Annotated in this window: 16 protein-coding genes; 12 read left to right on the plus strand and 4 right to left on the minus strand. The window is 38.2% G+C overall.

Annotation, left to right across the window (positions count from 1 at the left end; genetic code table 11):
• Window positions 1-19: 19 nt before the first annotated feature.
• The 3 genes from CPS_RS13355 to CPS_RS13365 form a co-directional block, all read right to left on the minus strand.
• Window positions 20-1,828 (minus strand): ABCB family ABC transporter ATP-binding protein/permease, encoded by a 1,809-nt coding sequence (locus CPS_RS13355; protein ID WP_011043769.1) that lies wholly within the window; start codon window positions 1,826-1,828, stop codon window positions 20-22.
• Window positions 1,829-2,078: 250 nt separating this feature from the next.
• Window positions 2,079-3,794 carry an alkaline phosphatase family protein gene (locus tag CPS_RS13360; protein ID WP_011043770.1) on the minus strand — a complete coding sequence of 572 codons (1,716 nt, stop codon included), beginning with the start codon at window positions 3,792-3,794 and terminating at the stop codon, window positions 2,079-2,081.
• Between the two features lie 289 nt (window positions 3,795-4,083).
• Entirely contained in the window at window positions 4,084-5,067 is a 984-nt protein-coding gene (locus CPS_RS13365; protein ID WP_011043771.1) for a helix-turn-helix domain-containing protein, read from the minus strand.
• A gap of 362 nt (window positions 5,068-5,429) precedes the next feature.
• Between CPS_RS13365 and CPS_RS13370 the strand changes: the two genes are divergently transcribed.
• The 12 genes from CPS_RS13370 to CPS_RS13425 all read left to right on the plus strand — a co-directional run bounded on the left by CPS_RS13370 (window position 5,430) and on the right by CPS_RS13425 (window position 21,069).
• Window positions 5,430-6,998, plus strand: coding sequence for an arylsulfatase (locus CPS_RS13370; protein WP_011043772.1), 1,569 nt, complete (start codon window positions 5,430-5,432; stop codon window positions 6,996-6,998).
• A 299-nt stretch (window positions 6,999-7,297) separates the two neighbouring features.
• Window positions 7,298-8,836: an arylsulfatase gene (locus CPS_RS13375; RefSeq protein ID WP_011043773.1), complete on the plus strand. Its 1,539-nt coding sequence runs from the start codon at window positions 7,298-7,300 to the stop codon at window positions 8,834-8,836.
• A gap of 244 nt (window positions 8,837-9,080) precedes the next feature.
• Complete coding sequence (locus CPS_RS13380) at window positions 9,081-10,589, plus strand: arylsulfatase (protein ID WP_011043774.1); 1,509 nt, start codon at window positions 9,081-9,083, stop codon at window positions 10,587-10,589.
• Between the two features lie 202 nt (window positions 10,590-10,791).
• Window positions 10,792-11,676, plus strand: a complete 885-nt coding sequence (locus CPS_RS13385) for a formylglycine-generating enzyme family protein (RefSeq protein ID WP_011043775.1) — start codon at window positions 10,792-10,794, stop codon at window positions 11,674-11,676.
• Window positions 11,677-11,709: 33 nt separating this feature from the next.
• Window positions 11,710-14,013: an ammonia-forming cytochrome c nitrite reductase subunit c552 gene (locus CPS_RS13390; RefSeq protein WP_041737016.1), complete on the plus strand. Its 2,304-nt coding sequence runs from the start codon at window positions 11,710-11,712 to the stop codon at window positions 14,011-14,013.
• A 99-nt stretch (window positions 14,014-14,112) separates the two neighbouring features.
• Window positions 14,113-15,099, plus strand: coding sequence for an AAA family ATPase (locus tag CPS_RS13395; protein ID WP_041737786.1), 987 nt, complete (start codon window positions 14,113-14,115; stop codon window positions 15,097-15,099).
• A 9-nt stretch (window positions 15,100-15,108) separates the two neighbouring features.
• The gene (locus CPS_RS13400) at window positions 15,109-16,146 is read left to right on the plus strand and encodes a DUF58 domain-containing protein (RefSeq protein ID WP_011043778.1); all 1,038 of its coding nucleotides are present in this window, start codon (window positions 15,109-15,111) and stop codon (window positions 16,144-16,146) included.
• A complete protein-coding gene (locus CPS_RS13405; RefSeq protein WP_011043779.1) occupies window positions 16,143-16,829 on the plus strand; it encodes a DUF4381 domain-containing protein in 687 nt (228 codons plus the stop codon). Before CPS_RS13400 ends, CPS_RS13405 begins: the two co-directional genes overlap by 4 nt.
• The gene (locus CPS_RS13410; protein ID WP_011043780.1) at window positions 16,826-17,920 is read left to right on the plus strand and encodes a VWA domain-containing protein; all 1,095 of its coding nucleotides are present in this window, start codon (window positions 16,826-16,828) and stop codon (window positions 17,918-17,920) included. The genes CPS_RS13405 and CPS_RS13410 overlap by 4 nt, the downstream gene beginning before the upstream one ends.
• Window positions 17,917-18,906 carry a vWA domain-containing protein gene (locus CPS_RS13415; protein ID WP_041737017.1) on the plus strand — a complete coding sequence of 330 codons (990 nt, stop codon included), beginning with the start codon at window positions 17,917-17,919 and terminating at the stop codon, window positions 18,904-18,906. The genes CPS_RS13410 and CPS_RS13415 overlap by 4 nt, the downstream gene beginning before the upstream one ends.
• Complete coding sequence (locus tag CPS_RS13420; protein WP_049757877.1) at window positions 18,900-19,679, plus strand: hypothetical protein; 780 nt, start codon at window positions 18,900-18,902, stop codon at window positions 19,677-19,679. Before CPS_RS13415 ends, CPS_RS13420 begins: the two co-directional genes overlap by 7 nt.
• Complete coding sequence (locus CPS_RS13425; protein ID WP_238383538.1) at window positions 19,669-21,069, plus strand: BatD family protein; 1,401 nt, start codon at window positions 19,669-19,671, stop codon at window positions 21,067-21,069. The genes CPS_RS13420 and CPS_RS13425 overlap by 11 nt, the downstream gene beginning before the upstream one ends.
• Before the next feature lie 222 nt (window positions 21,070-21,291).
• Here the strand turns inward: CPS_RS13425 and CPS_RS13430 are convergent, their stop codons facing one another.
• Window positions 21,292-21,585, minus strand: a complete 294-nt coding sequence (locus CPS_RS13430; RefSeq protein ID WP_011043782.1) for an integration host factor subunit alpha — start codon at window positions 21,583-21,585, stop codon at window positions 21,292-21,294.

The following is a 21,585-nucleotide window of genomic DNA, read 5'->3' on the forward strand; positions in this document are numbered from 1 at the left end:
TTTTAATGACTCGCTAGCGCTAAGATTGCTGTAGCTGCCACATTTTACTGTATTGACCTTCAAGTTCGAGTAATTGTTGATGATTACCCTGCTCAACTATTTCACCATGATTCATGACAATAATATTGTCACTATCAATGATGGTTGATAGGCGATGTGCGATGACAAGGCTGGTTCTACTTTTAGTCACTTCATTTATTGCGGTTAAGATAGCTTGTTCTGAATGACTATCAAGTGAGGAGGTTGCCTCATCAAACACCAAGACTTGTGGATTCTTTAAGATTGTACGGGCAATGGCAACTCGTTGTTTTTCACCACCTGATAGTTTTAATCCTCGCTCTCCCACTACTGTTTCTAACCCATCAGGCAAACTGCTAATAAATTCAGATAAATGTGCTAGTTCAATGGCTTTTAATACTTCATCTTCGCTGGCTGTTGGACAACCGTACTGTACATTATTAAATAAAGTGTCGTTAAAAAGCACAGTATCTTGCGGTACAATACCAATATGGCTACGTAGTGATTGTTGACTCACTTGACTGATATCTTGCCCGTTAATCTGAATGTTGCCAGAGTCAACATCGTAAAAACGAAATAACAATTTTACTAAGGTTGACTTACCTGAGCCACTTTGACCAACAACAGCAACTTTTTCACCTGCATTAACTTTAAAAGAAATCCCTTTAATGATAGGTCGCTTGGCATTATAGGCAAAGGCAATGTTATTGAAAACTATACTCGCTTCAGTAACCGAACTATCACCCTGCTCTGCCAAATTTAACATTGCAGCGTCAGGAACATCTTGTACCTTAGGTGCTTTAGCTAATAAACCAAATAAGTTTTCAATATTTGCCAGCGAGCCCTTTATCTCGCGATAAACAAAGCCTAAAAAATTAAGTGGCATAAATAACTGCATCATAAAGGCATTTATCAGAACAAAGTCTCCAAGGGTCATAACATCTGCAGCAACATCACTAGCTGCAAGCGCCAGCATGGCAGTCATAGCTGCGGCTATAATGAGTGCTTGGCCACCGTTTAGAGCAAATAAAGATAAACGGTTTTTAATTTTTGCCTGTTCCCACGTTGACAACTGTTGATCATAAGCTTGCGCTTCAAATTCTTCATTGGTGAAATACTTCACCGTTTCGTAATTTAGTAAACTATCAATAGCACGAGTATTACTTGATGAGTCTGCTATGTTGGCTGCACGGACATAGCGAGTTCGTAACTCAGTGGCAAAAACTGAATAAGCAATATAGGCAATAATTGAGGAAAGCGTTATAACCGCATACCATATGCCGTATTTCACAAATAAAATAGTCACCACCATCACTATTTCAAGCAAGGTGGGTACAATGTTAAAGACCATAAAGCGCATTAAAAAATTGATGCCCGAAGTGCCTCGGTCTATATCACGAGATAATCCTCCCGTTTGTCTATTCAGGTGAAAATCTAAATCAAGGGAATGCAAATGACGAAAAACTTTTAAACCAATGCGCCTTATAGCTCTTTCAGTAACTCGGCCAAATAGCGTATCTCTGATTTCAGCAAAAACTACGATGGATAACCGCACTAAACCATAAGCGGCCACTAAACCTAAAGGAACAATAATTAAAGCGGAATCAGTACCTGTACTATTAGCGTCTAATGTATCAACGATATCTTTTAATATGAAAGGTAGGTAAACACTGGCTATTTTAGTAAAAACTAAACATGACATAGCAAACGCAATACGTTTTTTATATTCGAATAGGTAAGGTAAAATAAGTTTGAATGCTTGCCAGTTGATGGAACTGACTTCTTGGTCGGGATAACTAGAGCGGCGCATGGCATTTCTTTAGCGGTAAAAACTTAATTTTAAATTAGAAAGTGAATTTAGCCTAATCATTAAGATAATTAGTTTACTTTAAAGCGTTAATTTTCCTTAAAATTCAATACGACCTCGTAATTATAATAAGTAAATTATTTTTTATAATAAAAATAAGCAGAATAACGGCCAAGTTATTCTGCTTATTCATTGGGTATATACTTTATTAAGACTTACTTGAGGTACTTATTTCTGACTATAATATTGGGTACTAATCCTTATCAAGTACTTTTTCAAGAATCTGCCCTTGGGCTCCTGATGGTGCTTTAATGCCGAGTACTGCTGATAACGTTACTGCGATATCGGTTGTACTCACTCGTCTATAGACCTTATCATCATCAATATTAAACCCTGCAAAAATTAGTGGCACAAAAGTATCGTACCCCCAAGGAGAGCCATGGGTCGCCGCAACAGTTAAGCCTTCCATATCGGCAACAAAACGATGGGCTTCAAGTACAACATAAACATCGCCAGAACGGTTTTTACTGTGGTTATTAACTACTAAAGTGTGCAGATAATCTTGGGGAGTATTACCAGTTTCAATATCGCTGCTCGTTACAGCAAGCGCAACACCATCAAATTTTGAAACTTCCATAGCAACAGCTTTTTGAACTTGCTTTAACGACAGCTTACGTTCAGCAATTAAATCTCGGTCAAGGTATATGTAAGGATGAAAGTAGCTTTTAATTAACGCAGTATCAAAGCCAAACTGTTTCTTAAGGGCTTTCATACTTGGTGCTTTATCCCATTCTTTAGGAGCAACCACATCAGTTTTCATGCCTAATGACGATAAATATGCCGGTACTTCAGCAGCGCCATGATCGGCAGATAATACGATAAGGGTATTTTCTAAACCCACTTTTTTATCAATAAAGGTGAGTAAATTGGCTAACGTGCGGTCTAATCTCAGCATATTATCTTCAGCTTCTAAACTTGAAGGTCCAAAGATATGACTAACATAATCTGTTGATGAGAAACTTACCGATAAATAGTCAGTAACTTCGTCCTGTCCTAGCTGTTCGTTATTAACCACTGCTTTAGCAAAATCTAACGTCAACTCGTCCCCTGCAGGGCTTAAGGTTAGAAAAGTATTGAAATAAGCATTACTCATATCGCCGTATTGATGCGGAAAAGTTCGGCCAAAACCGGGGAATTTAGTTTCCCATGCTTGATCATCTTGTTTTGCAAATACATATTTAGCTTGAGGTTGGCTTAACTGCCACGGCTTCTGATGATATTTCTTAGTGGGTTTTGCTTCATTCCAATTTGTTACCCACTCAGGATATTTGTCATAATAATATTCACTGGTAACAAATTCTCCTGATTTTTTAGAGAACCAAAAGGCTTTACCCATATGTCCTGCCATGGAGATAGCCCCTCGGTCTTTTACTGATACGCCAAAAACTTTAGCTTTACCATTTGAGGCAATCTTTAGCTCATCGCTAAAGGTAGAAACTTGAATATTATTTGGGGAACGACCTGACGATTTTGCTGTGCGCTGTGTGGGATCAATTTCTGTTTTTTGATTAACCCCTGCATCTGCTGATAACAATGGGTAATTAGCATCTTCAACGTTATAGACTAAACGTTGTAATTTATCATCAAACCAGACATTACCTATCATGCCATGTACTGCTGGCAGTGCTCCGGTAGCAAGCGTTGCATGACCAACGATAGTTTCTGTATTAGCATGATTGTGATGAGCATCTTTATAAACTATGCCTTCATCGAGCAGATATCTAAAGCCGCCTTTTCCCATTTTATCTAGATAGGCGGTTGGCATATCCCCGCGGAGCTGATCAACGGTAATTTGTAAAATGAGTTTTGGTTTATCCGCTTGAGCTAATGCAACATTACTGCCTAAAAGTGCTGCTGTGGACAATAAAAGTCCAAGATGAGTTTTATTTTTTGTCTTTACTGTTATCATTTTTAATAATCCTTTATCGCCTATCAGTTAACAATTACAAAATTTTAGTCTAAACATTATGAGTAGATGAAAACCTAAGTTAGCATGTTACCCTATTGAATAATATGCAATTTCCGTAACACACAAAATTCCATATTTTAAGTCACTTACAATGAATCACCACAAAGAGGATATCTCACATTACTAGGTTTCGACTCACGAGCACTTATTAAATCGCAAGAGTGTGTATGGTGAACAAAATAAAAGTATGTCGTTCTCTACTAATGAGTAACAGATAACAGCTTATCTTTTAATTTTCTAGCTTAAGTCTTTTTAGTGTCGCAGAGGGTAACTCTTGAAAAAGTTGACGGTATTCACTTGCGAAACGACCTAATTCTATAAATCCCCAATCAAGTGCCACATCGACAATTTTATCTTTTTTACCGCGATTAACTAATAAATCACGCCTGACACCATTTAATCGTAATAACCTCAAATAACGTATAGGCGTTACCCCTAAGTATTCTTTAAAACCGTATTGAAGATTTCGTTCACTTAATTTGGCTACTTTACACAGTTCAGGAATTGTTGGTATGTTCTGCCCATAATGGTGCAAGTAATCCATGACATGACGAACACCTTCACAACGCTTTGACTGGTTTACTCGTTTTTCAGTACAGGGTGTTGTGACTTTAAGAACATTATATGCCAGTCTTAAAATAGTATCATTTATCATACGTAATGAATTTTCGGTTTTTATAACCTCAGGCTTTGCTTTTATTACATTAATAATATTATTTACCCCTGTCGCATATTGAGTTAATGCAAGGGGATCTGTCAGGCAGGCTTTACTAATTAGCCAATCATTTGGAATTTCTTGGCCCGTGAGCATGTGAATATCATGGGAAAATGTATCTCTATCAAAAACAGCGGCGATCACATTTAAATGATTTTTAAAGTTGACATCCCAATCACCACCGGTGGCTTGGAGAATAGCGTTTTGTTCAATATGTTTACCACAAAAAGTTGTATCGTTTCTGTTTGAAAGCAATGCAGCGAAAGGCACAAAGTTTTTCGCGGGCGTCGCCTCTATCAATGCGCCTACATTAAGATTTTCACGAAAGACCTGTAATTTCCCTAAATTGATCTCCAGGTAATCCCCTTGTAATTGCCCAGTATATAACTGGGTATAACGACGGTTCTTATTCTCTTGAAATAGGGCCAGCTCATCAATATCAGAGGTCGACATGCCTCTTATTTTTTTATCGCTGTGAATTGTTTTTTGAAGATCCATTGCTTATCAAAAGTCCTTTTTCTATAAACCATCTAGTTTATTTATCGCACTAACTATAACTAAATCCTTTCGGAATTTGCATACTTAAATGTTAACCGAGTTAATATAATGTAGCAATAACAAAGCGACACTGCATTACTTGAACCTCGCTACAACGCAATCAACGTAGATAAATCCACAGCTGAAGATAATCTCAGTCGATTATATAAACGCTACATTCTGAGTAATAATTAGCCTAAGTAAGTTTTTACGCTGACGCTAAATTTGAGACTATAACCGACGTTTTCACTGGATACGTAAGATGCGTTACTGAGTTTTTCACCATAATAATTAGAATTTTGACTGTAACTAAAGGGAATACTATGGAAATGAATAATCGGCTTAAGAAGTTAGCACTAGGCATAGGTGTACTTGCCATCGCCACCAGTGCAGCAGCAACAACCAACAAAGCTAAGCCTAATGTACTAGCTATTTGGGGTGATGATATTGGTTATTACAATATCAGTGCTTATAACCAAGGCATGATGGGTTATCAAACACCAAATATCGACCGTATTGCTGATGAAGGCGCTTTGTTTACCCATCATTATGCACAACAAAGTTGTACTGCTGGCCGTGCTTCTTTCATTTTAGGTCAAGAACCCTTCAGAACCGGTTTATTAACTATTGGTATGCCAGGTTCAACACACGGTATTCCCGATTGGACACCTACCATTGCTGATCTTCTAAAAGAAAAAGGTTACATGACTGCGCAATTTGGTAAAAACCATTTAGGTGATCAAGATAAACACTTACCGACTAATCATGGTTTTGATGAGTTTTTTGGTAATTTATATCATTTGAATGCCGAAGAAGAGCCTGAAACTTATTATTATCCTAAAGATAAAGAATTTCATAAAAAATATGGTCCTCGCGGTGTTATCCATTCATTCGCTGATGGAAAAATAGAAAATACAGGTTCTATGACGCGTAAACGCATGGAAACAGCTGATGGAGAGTTTTTAGCGGGTACCTTGAAGTTTATTGATAAAGCGCATAAAGCCAAAAAGCCTTTCTTTATCTGGCATAGCTCAACTCGTATGCATGTATGGACACGTTTGCAAGAAAAGTATCGCGGTAAGTCAGGCGTAAGTTTAACGGCTGATGGTATGTTAGAACATGATGATCAAGTGGGTATATTACTTGATAAATTAGACGATTTAAAAATTGCAGATAATACCATTGTTATTTATTCAACCGACAATGGTGCAGAAAAATTTACTTGGCCTGATGGTGGTACATCACCATTTAGAGGCGAAAAAGGAACGACAACAGAAGGCGGTATGCGTGTTCCTCAACTCGTTCGCTGGCCTGGTACAATCAAGGCAGGCAGTAAATTTAATAACATGATGTCACATGAAGATTGGATGCCAACACTATTAGCGGCAGCGGGTGAGCCAAACATAGTTAACAAGCTTAAAAAAGGTTACAAAGCTAACGGTAAAAAATGGAAAATTCATCCTGATGGTCATAACTTCTTACCTTTCTTTAAAGGCCAAGAAAAAGCATCTCCGCGCACGAGTAAATTATATTTCAATGCTGCCGGTGATTTGAATGCTGTACGTTGGAATGAATGGAAAATTGCCTTTGCAGAAGAAGAAGGCGGAATTAGCACTGCATACCGTAAAGTCCCTGCATGGCCTACCATTACCAACTTACATGCAGATCCCTTTGAAACGGCTGCAAAAGAGTCAGGAATGTACTTACGTTGGTATGCGGATAACATGTGGTTATTTGTCCCGGCACAACAACAAGTTGCACAGTTCATGTCAACTATTGACAAATATCCTTTCCAAGAAGGTAGTAGTTTAAGTGCGAGTAATATTGGTTATAAAAGCATTAGAACACAGGCTGCACTAAAAAAAATACAACAACTAAGTCCTAACCGATAATTGCTGATTTCTTAACGTTCTGTCAGTAATGGCTAAAGCCCAATAATTATTGGGCTTTTTTATTTTCATTAACTTTTGTGATAATTAATCAAAAAACAACAAATATTCACATTACACCTATTATTAAATCAAGTGAACTAAATAACTAAATACTACGTATAAGTTACTGTTAAATTATTGCATTTATTATTAAATAACATCATATTAATAACGTATTTTTGGTAATTTATACGGACATTGTTATTTTTGCAGATCAAAAGTAACCTGTTTCTTTGGTGAGCATAAGGAAGGAAGAAAAAATGATTAAAAATAAACTAAAAATGTTGATGATGGGTGCAAGCTTGATAGCGACTGCATCCGCAACAGCAGCGGAAAAGCCAAATATTTTATTTTTCTGGGGCGATGATATAGGACGTACAAATATCAGTGCCTACAGCCACGGTATAATGGGTTTTAAAACACCTAACATCGATCGCATAGCTAAAGAAGGTATGATGTTCACCGATTATTATGCAGATCAAAGCTGTACCGCTGGTCGTTCAACGTTTATCACTGGACAATCAGGTTTACGTACCGGCATGACAAAAGTTGGCTTACCTGGCGCTAAAGAAGGCATTCAAGATAGAGATATTACTATTGCAGAAATGTTAAAAGCTAAGGGCTATACCACAGGTCAATTTGGTAAAAACCACTTAGGTGATAAAGATGAACATTTACCCTCTAATCATGGTTTTGATGAATTTTTTGGTAACCTTTACCATTTAAATGCAGAGGAAGAGCCAGAAGACCCTGATTACCCTAAAGATCCTGCTTTTAAGAAAAAATTTGGACCACGCGGTGTTATTCACTCTTATGCCGATGGTAAAATTGAAGATACCGGCCCTTTAACTAAAAAACGCATGGAAACAGCTGATGATGAATTTGTCGCTGCAGCCATGAAATTCGTTGATAAAGCAGTGAAAGCTAAAAAACCTTTCTTTGTTTGGGTTAATACTGCAGGCATGCACTTTAGAACACACATCAATCCAAAACATGTGGGTCTTTCAGGTCAAGGGTTCTATAACGATGTGATGGTCGCTCACGATAATCATGTTGGCATGATGTTAGATCAACTTGATAAGTTAAAAGTTACTGACAGTACAATTGTCATGTACTCTACCGATAATGGCGTGCACTACAATACTTGGCCAGATGCCGGTATAACACCGTTTGATGGTGAAAAAAACAGTGAAAAAGAAGGTGCTTATCGTGTTCCAATGATGGTGCGCTGGCCTGGTAAAATTAAAGCCGGTGAAGTTTCAAACGAAATGATGGCTCATTTAGATTGGATGCCAACTTTAGCTGCCGCTGCAGGTGATACTAAACTCAAAGAAGACATGCTTAAAGGCAAACGTCGCTTTGGTAATAAGCAATCAAAAATTCATCTTGATGGCTATAATATGCTACCCCACCTTACGGGTAAAACAGAGAAAAGCCCACGCAACATTTATCATTATTTAAATGATGAAGGTTTCCCTGTTGCCATTCGTATTGGTGATTGGAAAATGGTTTATGCAGAAAATCGTGGTAAAACCTTGGCCCTTTGGACAGAACCTTTCACTATGCTAAGAATGCCTAAAATCTTAAACTTACGTCGTGACCCGTGGAGTAAAGCTGAAGAAAACTCTAATTCTTACTACGATTGGATGATTGATAAAGCGCCGTATATCTATTTAGGTTTATCAGAAACAGCTAAGTTTTTATCAACCTTTAAAGACTATCCACCTAGCCAACCTACTGGCTCTTGGTCAGTTGAAGCGGTATATGATACTTTTTTGAAAAAATCTGAAGGTAAATAATACGCTATTTACCTATACTTAAAAGCCCAATGTTTATTGGGCTTTTAAGTTTACTTTACATTACTGTTTAATTTTATAAAAAATGTAATAAACAATAGTAAAAACAACTACTACGGCTACAAATTGACCTCTCATTAACAATAGATTTATCAAAAAATTTGTGTAATATTAGAAATGATACTAATTCGCATATTGCTCATTAACCGTTGAACAATATACTTATCCATTGTGAAAAGGAAAAGAAATGGTAACTCAAAATAAGTTAAAGAAACTGGTTTTAGGTTTAAGTTTAATTGCTGCTTCTAGTGCAGCAATGGCAACAACCGATACCGCGAAACCTAATATTCTCGCCATCTGGGGCGATGATATCGGCCCATTTAACATCAGTGCATATAACCGCGGCATTATGGGTTATAAAACCCCTAATATTGACCGTATTGCTAATGAAGGCATTATTTTTACTGATTCCTATGGTGATCAAAGTTGTACAGCGGGTCGCGCTGGTTTTATTACCGGACAACACCCTATGCGTACAGGTTTAACTAAAGTAGGTTTACCTGGTGCAAAAGAAGGGCTTAACAAAAAAGATCCTACCATTGCCGAATTGCTTAAGCCCCATGGTTACATGACTGGCCAATTTGGTAAGAACCATTTAGGTGACCAAGATGAGCATTTACCGACTAACCATGGTTTTGATGAGTTTTTTGGTAACCTTTATCACTTAAATGCAGAAGATGAACCAGAGCATCCTGATTACCCTAAAGACCCAGCCTTTAAAAAGCGTTTCGGTCCTCGTGGTGCTATCCATTCCTTTGCCGATGGTAAAATTACCGATACCGGCCCTGTGACTAAAAAACGTATGGAAACTATCGATGAAGAGTTTTTAGGCGCCGCACTTAAGTTTATCGATAAAGCTCACGCCGCTAAAAAACCATTTTTTGTCTGGTTCAACTCTACCCGTATGCATGTTTGGACACGCTTAAAGCCTGAGTCTGATGGCGTTACTGGCCAAGGTTTATATGCTGACGGCATGGTTGAACATGACGGTCATGTAGGTCAATTACTGGATAAAATTGATAAACTAGGTATAGCTGAAAACACTATTATTATGTACACCACAGATAATGGCGCTGAATTAGCCTTATGGCCTGACGGTGGTTACACGCCATTTAGAGGTGAGAAAAACACCAACTGGGAAGGCGGCTACCGTGTTCCTATGATGGTTAAATGGGCGGGTAAAATTAAGCCTAACCAAGTCTCTAATGAAATGATTTCATTAATCGATTGGATGCCAACTATATTAGCTGTTGCTGGTGATACAAACATCAAAAGTAAACTTAAGAAAGGCACGAACGTTGGTGGCACTAAATTCAAAGTGCATCTTGATGGCTATAACTTTTTACCGCACTTCTTAGATACAACCAAAGAAGGTCCTCGTAAAGAGTTTATCTATTCTTCAGATACGGGTGACATTGTTGGATTACGATACGAAGATTATAAATTCGTTTTTAAAGAACAACGAGCACATGGTTTAGAAGTATGGCAAAACCCATGGACAACATTACGTGCACCTAAAATATTCAACTTAAGAATGGACCCTTATGAACGTATGGATCATGAGTCTGAAGGTTATGGTCAATGGTGGGCTGAACACATGTTTTTAATGGCCCCTGCTATGATGAAAGTTGCTCAATTTAAAGCAACGTTTAAAGAGTTTCCTCAGCGTCAAAAACCAGGAAGCTTCGTGCCATAAACTTCATTAATAACTAAGTGATTTTATAACCACTTAATAATATTAATGTTGCAGAAAGCAAAGCCATCAACTGTTTTGATGGCTTTAACTTTCTTACTTTATAGCTGTTCGTTGACTGTTATAAAGTAAGAATTTTTTCATTAGAATATTTAATTTCCATCAACTTATATCCACTTTACTTTAGTAAGAATCGACTGTTGTTATGAACAAATTTTATATATTTTCATCGCCTTCACTACGCGCTATTTTACAGTTCTCCATCATTACTAGCTTATTATTTGTAAGCCTAGTAGGTCATGTAAAATCCGTAGAAGCGTTAATAGAATCATCTGCTGATAAAGTTGAAAATAAAAATAAAAAACAACGGGTATTTTCGTTACCTAAACCAATGCTCGATGAGTTAATGAAAAACATGGTACTAGTTGAAGCAGGTAGCTTTGCGATGGGCTCTGACTCACCTTTAGCGAGAAACCGTGAAAAACCTGTCAGGCAAGTCAGTCTTGATGCTTTTTACATTGGGAAATATGAATTAACTCAAGACCTGTTCGAGCAAATTATGGGGTGGAACAATAGTTTCTTCGCCTGTGATAAGTGTCCGGTAAATAACATAAGTTGGTTTAATATGCTTTTATTTATTGAGCGATTAAATAGTGCTACTGGTAAAGAATTTAGTTTACCTACCGAAGCTCAGTGGGCATATGCTGCAAAAGGTGGCAATAAGTCTCAAAACTATCGATACAGTGGTTCAAACAATATTAACGACGTTGCTTGGTTTGCTGATAACGCAAAAAATAAAAGCCACCCTGTTGGCCTCAAAAAGCCTAACGAACTTGGTTTATACGATATGACGGGGAATTTATGGGAATTTTGTCTTGATGACATGAGCCGACAAGCTTATACCTTCACAGAGAGTCATAACCCTTTTATGGGTGATAAAGAAAACCTTAAACAAAAAGCAATGAAAGTTATTCGCGGTGGCGGTTATGAGTTTTCCGCAACAGAAAACTTAGTATTCATGCGTGATGGCGCTACTAATAATGTACGTATGGCAGACATCGGATTCAGATTAGTCATGAGCAAAAATTAAATGTTAAATAATTTCCTGGAGCATTATTTCCACATGATAAAATCACCAACAAACGCCTATTTTGGACTGCTTTTTTTAGTACTTAATACTTTTATAGGTCAAAGTTTTGCTCAAACTTTTGTTGGTTCAAAAGCCTGTATTGGTTGTCATGAAAAAGCCTATCAAGACTGGCAAGGGTCACATCATGATATGTCAATGAAACATGCCGATAGCAAAAGTGTTTTAGGTGACTTTAATAACGCCACATTGGCTACCCAAGATAAAAAGTCTGACAAGCTGAATACCTTTTTTAAAAAAGGCCCTCAGTTCTGGGTCAATATCAAAGGTGAAGATGGTAAGTTTCATGACTATCAAATTAAATATACTTTTGGTTATGAGCCACTACAACAATATATGGTTGAGTTCGATGATGGCCGAGTTCAGCTGATACCTTTCGCTTGGGACTCTCGAGTCAAAGAAGAAGGGGGACAACGATGGTTCAACCTTTACCCCGATATGACTGAAAAACATCAAGAATTCTTTTGGACCAATACTGGTCAAAACTGGAACTACATGTGTGCTGACTGCCATTCAACCAATGTAGATAAGAACTTTGATATCAAAACAGATTCCTACAATACTACTTTTAGTGAAATTAATGTCGCTTGTGAGAGCTGCCATGGGGCCGCCAGTGAACATTTAACTTGGGCTAAGCAATCTAAAGATAAATCTGAAAACACAATAAATAACATGCCATTAGATGGCAAAGGCTTTAGCCGTGTTTTATCAAAATCAGTACAAAACTGGCAAGCAAAAGGCAATAAAAAAACCTTAACACCAAAAAGTATTGAACATAGCCAACAAGTATTAGTGTGCGCGCAATGCCATAGCAGACGAACTCAAGTAAGTACTAACGACCATGTAAAAAGTAATGCCTTTGGTGAGCGTTATTTACTTGATTTAGTTTCAAGCACCAATTATCACCCTGACGGACAAGTCTACAACGAAGATTTTGTTTATGGTTCTTTTTTACAGTCAAAAATGTACAAAAATGGCGTGGTATGTAGCGACTGTCATAACCCGCACACTGCACAATTAAAACTTCCAATCGAAACACTTTGCTTGCAGTGTCATCAAAGTGATAACTACGCATCAACACAGCATCATAAACATCCTGAAAGCTCTACTGGCGCACAATGTGTTAATTGTCATATGCCTGAGACGACATATATGGAAATTGATGCCAGACGTGATCATGGCTTTCATATACCAACGCCTAATTTAGCCCAGAAATTAGGCACACCTGATACCTGTTTAAGTTGTCATGAGAATAAAGATAGCCAATGGAGTGCTAGCAAGGTTAATGCTTGGTATCCTAAATCAACGGTTGAAACTGAAAAAGACTTTGTCGCGGTTTTCTCTGCTATTAACTTAGCGTTAAATGAGCAACAACTTCAAGGCGTTTCCTCAGAGTTATCTCGCATTGCTCAGACTATCAGTTATGCTGGCATTATCCGCGCCTCTGCATTAACTAAAATGGCTAGCGTATCTAATACCAATACTATTATCGCTATTGCTAGAGCCGTTAAAAACCCTGATGAAAATATACGATTAGGTGCAATCGAAGGGGCTCAAAATATGGCTGCTGCTGAAAAGTGGCGCATATTATCACCTTTATTAAACGACAAAGTGTTATCGGTAAGAATCAATGCTGCTTTTACCTTAACCAGTTTGTGGCAAAACTTATCCGTACCACAAAAAGAACAATTAACACCCGCCCTGAATGAATATATCGAAAGTCAGCATTTTAATAATGATCGTAGTTTTTCTCATTCTAATCGAGGAATTATTGCCGCCTATCAAGGACAATACGATCAAGCCATTAAAGCTTTCAAACAAGGCATCGCAATAGAGAAACATTTTGCACGAACTTACCTTAATTTGAGCCAAGTTTATTATCAACGAGGCGAAAACCAAAAAAGTATTGAAATATTGCAGCAAGGAAAATCCGCAAACCCTGATGATGCCAGCCTGCCCTATAATTTAGGACTCGCGTATATTAGGGTTCAAGATAAAGTAAAAGCAGCACAAGCATTAGCCATTGCTACACAACTTGCCCCCCAAAATAGTCATTATTTTTATGTTTATGGCTTAAGTTTAGAGCAGCAGAAACCTAGTGCCGCTTATGGCGCTTTGTATCAAGCATTTCAACTGAGTAATAACCCGCAACATTTATATGCGCTATGTGACATGCAAGTCCGCCATAAAAGCGGTTTAGCAAAACAATGTTTAGCACAACTTGCCCCGTTAGTGCCCAGTAATGTGATGCAAACGCTTAGGCAACAGTTAAATCAATAAGGTTTCCGTTATGTAAAACAATTAGCTACTTGTTAGCTAACTGTTAGGAAATGAGCTAATTAAAGTGGAATAAAAAAGGATTGTTTTATGAGTAGCAAAATGAATGACCAAGAGAGTAATAAGTCTAATGCGCTAGCGCAGTTACAATTATTAAAAACACAAATTGAGCAATCAGTTATTGGTCAGTCACATGTTGTAGACTCGCTACTTATTGCCCTGTTAACTAATGGTAATATTTTATTAGAAGGTTTGCCCGGCACAGCAAAAACCCGTTCAATTAAAACCTTAGCACGCTCTCTTGCCGTAGATCTTGGTCGAGTACAATTCACGCCCGATTTATTACCCTCTGATGTCACTGGCACAGAAGTTTACCAAGAAGTTAACGGCAAACCCGTACTAACTTTTCAACAAGGTCCTATTTTTAATAATCTGTTACTTGCCGATGAAATCAATAGATCGCCTGCTAAAGTACAAGCCGCACTATTAGAAGCGATGGAAGAAAGACAAATCACCGTTGCCGGTAAAACCTACAAATTACCTGAACTTTTTATGGTATTAGCAACCCAGAACCCAATTGAGCAAGAAGGTACTTACCCGTTACCAGAAGCGCAAATGGATCGATTCATCATGAAAATCAATCTTGATTACCCCGATGATGCTGCTGAAGGTGAGATCATAAAATTAGTACGCAGCGAAGAAAAGAGCGTACAAACTGTTGAGAATATTAGTCCTGAACATATTTTCACTGCCCGAGATGAAATCCATACCATCCATGCCAGTCAAGCCATCATCGATTACATTGTAGCCATCGTTATGGCAACGAGAAAACCCGAACGATATCCTGACTCTCCGTTGCAGCAATGGTTAACTGTTGGCTCAAGTCCAAGAGCGAGTATCGCCATTGATAAATGTGCCCGCGCGCAAGCCTGGCTAAACGGAAAAGACTTCGTTGACCCTGACGATGTTCGATCTGTGGCTCATTCTGTTCTACGCCATCGCTTAGTACTCAGTTACGACGCTTTAGCTGACGGTATTACTGCTGATGCGGTAATAGATGAAATACTTAAACAGGTGGCTGTTGCCTAAGGGGTTCAAATGAACACCAACACACCTCCTAATAAAAAAAAGTCTGCAGATGACTCTAAAGATAAGTCAGCAATTTACGTTGACTTAAATGAATTACGTCGTCTCAAGTATTTAGCTAAAGGCTTTTCGTTTACACCCAATCAGCCAGCAAACAGTGCCTTAAGTGGTAAGAACGTCTCTAAACTTCGTGGTCGCGGACTCAATTTTGAAGAGCTGCGCCATTATCGTCCAGGCGACGATATTCGCTCTATGGATTGGAAGGTCACGCAAAGAACCGGAAAACCCCATATCAAGGTGTTCACCGAAGAGCGTGAGCGCAATGTATTTTTAGCCATAGATCAACGTATGACGATGTTCTTTGGTAGTTCAAATAAAATGAAATCAGTGATTGCCGCTGAGCTTTCCGCTTTAATTGCTTGGCAAATAAGTGATAGTGGTGATCGCATTGGCGCAGTTATTTATAATGATCAACAAACCAAAGTTATACCCGCTAAGCGTGGCAGACAACATGTTGTCAATTTACTCGCTGAAGTATTGAAGAAAAATCACGAGTTATCCATCGACCTGTCGAGCAAAGATAATGCTCACCAACAAGTTGACGATAGCGAGTCCTATAACAAAATGTTGGCAACCTTAAATAAAGTCTCAAGTCATAATGGTTTAATCATTTTAATTGGTGATGGCCATGGTTTTAACGATAAAAGCACCGATTTTGTTAAGCAATTAAGGCAGCATAATGAAGTTATTGCCTGTCACATTTTTGATCCCTTAGAGCAGACCTTACCCAAAATGTCACAAATGATTGTCAGTGATGGTGTGCAACAGATCCAGTTTTCTTCAGAGAAAAAGCACGTTCAAAAAAATTATGAAGCTGAAATAGCTCGTCAGTTAGAGAGTTATGTCAAAGCGGCGAAAAAGTACCGTATCCCGTTAATCGAAATAGATACCATTGCTCCTGTTGAGCAACAACTACGTAAAGCCCTTGGTCACAAAGCAGGAAGTCAAACTGGCGCTAAAACAGGACATACCACAGGAATTAAATCATGAGTTTTGAAAAACCTTGGGGTAATTATTTACTCGAGGCCATTGTCGAAACAAAAGCACCAGACATGATTAGCTTTTGGCCTCAAACGATTGCTTGGCAACTACTTTTTATTTTATTGATAATGCTTATTATCAAAAAAGTTTATCTATCATGGAAGAATTATCAGGCTAACGCTTACCGACGCGAAGCCCTTGTTTGGCTTGCTCAATGCTCTCTTTCTAATGAAGAAGATATTAGGCAATTACCCGCATTACTTAGGAAAACGGCGATGCTCTCTAATAATCACCAATTGAAAGAGGGTAACTCTTTTACTAACAAGAATAATGGTGGAGATAAAAGTAACGATGATACTGGCGAAAACCCTAATACTTCTTTTGCGATAAAATGCAAACAAGAAATTACTGAGTTAAGGGGATTACCTTGGGTAAAATGGCTTGACCAACAGTGTAGTCAAAGTCATTTTCATGAAAAAGAAGCACTGTCTTCATCAGATTATTACTCTTGTGAAAAATTATTAACTCAACTTCCTTATATGGCCAAAATAGATCTTAACAATGCTTCGTTTAATACAGGGCTAATAGAACTGCGCCAACAAATAGAACTATGGATTAGGCATCATGAATTGCCCGTTGCAACTGAAGTAACACCAGCTTGTAGTGATACAGATGATGGAGTGGCAACATGATCGAGTTCGTTTATCCCTGGGCGTTTGTATTGCTCATAGTCCCTTTTGCTGTAACGCTGTTTGCACCTGCTTATAAAGAACGAAAATCATCCATTAAGGTGCCCTACTTTGCTCGACTTGTTGATGTAACCGGTGAAAAACCACAAAGTGGCGCGGTATTACTTAATCGCAATAACCTGCAAAGATTAATTGTTGCTTTCTCATGGCTGTGTATTGTCACTGCTATCGCTAAACCTGAAATGATTGGTGCACCGATTAATCAAGAAAAGTCCGCGCGTGACTTAATGATAGCAGTCGATTTATCCGGCTCTATGGCAGTCGAAGATTTCACCTTACCTATCGCCACCAATGAGCTAACGAATAGAGCAAAAAATGACACTGATTCTAGTGCAACAAAAAGCAGTACAAACGACACAGGTAAAGGTGAGAAAGTTAATCGATTGGTCGCTGTTAAGCATGTGCTCAATGCCTTTGTTAAAAGTCGCGAACATGACAGATTAGGTCTTATCCTGTTTGGTGATGCGCCATATCTGCAGGCCCCTTTTACTGATGACATAGCTACATGGCAAGCTTTACTGAACGAAAGCGATATTGGCATGGCAGGTCAAAGTACCGCTTTTGGTGATGCCATTGGCTTAGCCATCAGCGTTTTTCAACAATCTGACACCCAAAATCGTGTGTTAATTGTATTAACTGATGGCAATGATACTGCTTCAAAAGTTCCGCCAGTAGAAGCCGCTAAAGTTGCTGCTGCACGAGATATTAAGATATATACCATCGCCATTGGCGATCCAAGCGCTGTTGGTGAAGAGAAAGTAGATCTTGAGGTTCTGCAAGCAATGGCAGAAATTACCCAAGGTAAAAGTTTTCAAGCACTAAACAGTGAAGAATTATTAAAAGTTTATGCTGAGATTGATAGACTTGAGCCACAGCAATTTGACTCACTATCCTTTAGGCCAAGAGTCAGTATTCATCATTACCCTATCGTATTATTTGTCAGTATTTATCTGCTGGCTTTATTTATTGTTAATATTCGAATCCGCCTACAATTAGCCAAACAACAACGTAACGTGCTGAGAGGTAAATCATGATTGATGACCTATCGCTATTTTTTGATAACATGCAGCATTTTCACTTTCTGCGCCCTTATTGGTTGTTAGCATTCATCATTATTGTTTACATCATTCGCGCCTTTTCACTACGCGATGATAGTTTAGCGCAGTGGCGGTCTTTAATGTCGGCTCAAGTATTGTCGCACTTAACGGTGAGCGGTAATAATAACAACTGGTTGTCTCCACAGAAAATGTCCTTAATCTTAGCAGTCCCACTTTGCATCGTGCTAATGGGACCTACTTGGCAACAACAACCCTCACCTTTTAGTGAGAATAATGCACCACTTATCATAGCACTTGATGTATCTAAAACCATGGAACAAGGCGACGTGCAACCATCAAGATTATTACGCGCAAAACAAAAAATCATCGAATTACTTGAACTCAGGGGCGATAGTAAAACAGCGCTCATTGCCTTTGCTGGTAGTGCTCATGTGGTCATGCCAATAACTAATGACAGAGAAATGATCCGCCACTTTCTTGATGCATTAGATGAAAAAGTCATGCCTGTTGCCGGTAAATTACCAGAAACGGTTATCCCTTTAGTCGATAATTTATTAGCAACTTCTAACGTGCCTGGCACCGTTTTATTAATAGGTGATGGAGCAACCAGTAATACGGTAAATAGCTTTAAAACGTTTTTTAACAAACAAGGAGCACAACTACTTGTTTGGGGCATAGGTAAATCAGCACAATCGGAAGAGAAATCAGCAACATTAACTGCTGATATTATTCCTTTACAACTTGAGCAATTGAAGGCATTAACGAGTGAGAGTAATGGTCGTCTGATATTAATGAGTAATGATAACAGTGATGTTAACCGGGTTAATAACTACATTAAGCACAATCTTGTTATTGTTGATGACAATAGCAGGCCATGGCATGACTCGGGTTACCCTATGGTATTTGTTGTGGCGGGTATTTTCTTGTTCTGGTTTAGAAAAGGATGGACTCTGCAATGGTAAAATTAATATCAACACTGTGGTTTAACTTTTCAGTACGAACCAATCAGCGAAGCTACCTTAATAAACGTTACGTTAATAAAAGTACATTAATTAGCATAGTAGTTATCGCAACTTGCCTTTTCGCCTATGTAAAACCACAGCAATTTGCTGATTTTTGGCTTACCCGTGATCAACAAGGACAACTACTGTTTAACTTGGGACATTACCAGCAGGCAAGTAACACATTTAAAAGTACTCAATGGCAAGCCTATAGTAGTTATGGCGCTGAGCAATATAAAAATGCAGCAACTCTATATGGGCAGTTTACGGATATCGAAAGTCAATTAGCCAAGGCAAATGCCCTTGCCCATGCACGTGAATACTTAAGTGCTCGTAACTTATATCAACAAATATTGACAATTGTTCCCCAAAATAGTGCCGCAAACACTAACATTAAAATCGTTCAGGCCATCATTGATGAAGTAAACCGTTTATCTGCTAGTCAGGCACAAGAAGACGGAGAGTCAATAAAAGAGTTAGGTGACGAACCACAAACTGGCGATGGGGCTGAACGTGAAGTAGCCCCCGAAGAGCAAGAAATAGAACAGCTCAGTGCAGAGCAACTTCTTCTTGATCCGAATCTAAATGAAATGTGGTTGAGACAAGTACAAAAAAACCCAGCATATTTTTTATCTCAAAAATTTTATATGCAGCAAGAAGCTGTTAATCATAAAAAGATAACCACTGATAAAGATAATAATAAAGATGAGAATAAAGGAGTTAATGATGAATAAAAAATTGATTTCCCTACTCACCTTCCTTGTTCTGATTTGTCAGCTAACGATAATACCAGTCGCGACAGCAGCACAAGATATAGAAGATTTAGTTAATCAAGGTAAGTTAACGATTAACTTGAAGGTTAATCGAAAAGAACAACAAATAGTCGGACAAGCTCTCATACTTGCGATCGAAGTATCGACAGTTCGATGGTTTGCAACAGGTAGCCAAATTCAACATTTCACCATGAAAAATGTCGTGATGCAGGCAAACAATACGACAACAATAAATGGTAGCAAACGCATCAATGGTCAAACGTGGGCAACACAAACCCATGAAATCACCCTATATCCTTCGGTATCTGGTACTTATCGAATTGAGCCGATTAATGTAGACATCTCCATTAATACTGAACACGATGGCATAGTCAGCGGCGAACTTAGTACCCAAGAAAGTAGTTTTACTATTGATTTGCCGAAAGCGCTTGAGGGTATTGAAAATTTCATCGTTTCGCCACAGGTAACGCTAATTGTTGACGGGCAGTTCGATGAAGAAAAGAACTATGCGGTAGGAGAAGCCATCACGCAGACGATAACAATTACCGCCGATGACACACCAGCAATGATGATAAAGCCAATTAACTTGGTAGCGAATAATTTAGGAGCTACTGATCTAACACCGCATGATAAATCGACGGATAATAAGGTGGCGAGTAATAAAACCACGTTAGATGGAATCAGCATTTATCACAAACCTGCGCAAGTTTTTGATAAGTCTAATCGAGGTACGTTATTAGGTACTCGGGTAGAGTCTTTTACTTATATTTTTGAAAAGCCGGGACATTATTTAATCGATGAACAAGTTATCTACTGGTGGAATAGCCAAAGCAACACACTGGAGCGTTTGTTGATTCCATCATCCAAATGGACAGTTTCTGACGGGGCCTTAAGCAAAGTTAGTACCGGTAATCCTTTAAAGTCATTTAATTTCACTATTAAAACAGTCATAAATTCAATCGTCATAATAGTGTTACTAATACTTATTTCGCTAGGGGTCACAAAGCGTCATTATTTATCCGCTTTATATAACAAGCTCACTAAACGCGAGCAAAGATTACTTCGTAGTAAATATTTAAATGCAGTAGCTGACAAAAATTACTTAATAGCAACGCAATACCTCTATCAATATGCTTTATTAAAAAATAAGCAAACTTACGCAGCTGGTTGCGTGCAATCTTCTACATTAAATCAATTGGCTTTCAAAGAAAGTAACGCAGAAAACATACCGTTAAGCTTTTCTGTAAGCGATGCTAAGGTATTAATTAGTAAAATTGATGCTAGTACCTCTAAAAAAGAGGATGTAGCTAATTTTATTCCTAAAGAGCGAATCAACCTTAACAGTGATTAATACCATTAATCACTAATACTAAATTAATTAACCAGTGCTCCTTCACCTTTTAGTGTTATTTTATCCATAAAAAACCCGTATTAGCTTTCACTAATACGGGTTTTATTATTTTATTTCAGCAAGTACTGGTTCACCTACAGAATAAGGAAGTAAAAATGAATAATTAAATTATTCAGCTTAAATTAGCGAAATTAACATTCCTTATCTTAGTCGCTATATTTATTAGTCACTATTTCCGTCTTCTACACGGCTTTTCAGTTTTTGGCCTGGTCTAAAGGTAACCACTTTACGGGCAGAAATTGGAATATCTTCACCCGTTTTTGGATTACGACCAGGGCGTTCGCTTTTAAGACGTAGGTCGAAATTGCCAAAACCTGAAAGCTTTACTTGATCACCGCTTTCTAAAGTTTCGCGAATTTCTTCAAAGAAGATTTCAACCATGTCTTTTGCGTCGCGCTTGCTCAGCCCAACTTTTTCAAATAAATGTTCTGCTACTTCTGCTTTGGTAAGCGCCAT

The organism is Colwellia psychrerythraea 34H (assembly GCF_000012325.1).
GTDB lineage: Bacteria > Pseudomonadota > Gammaproteobacteria > Enterobacterales > Alteromonadaceae > Colwellia > Colwellia psychrerythraea_A.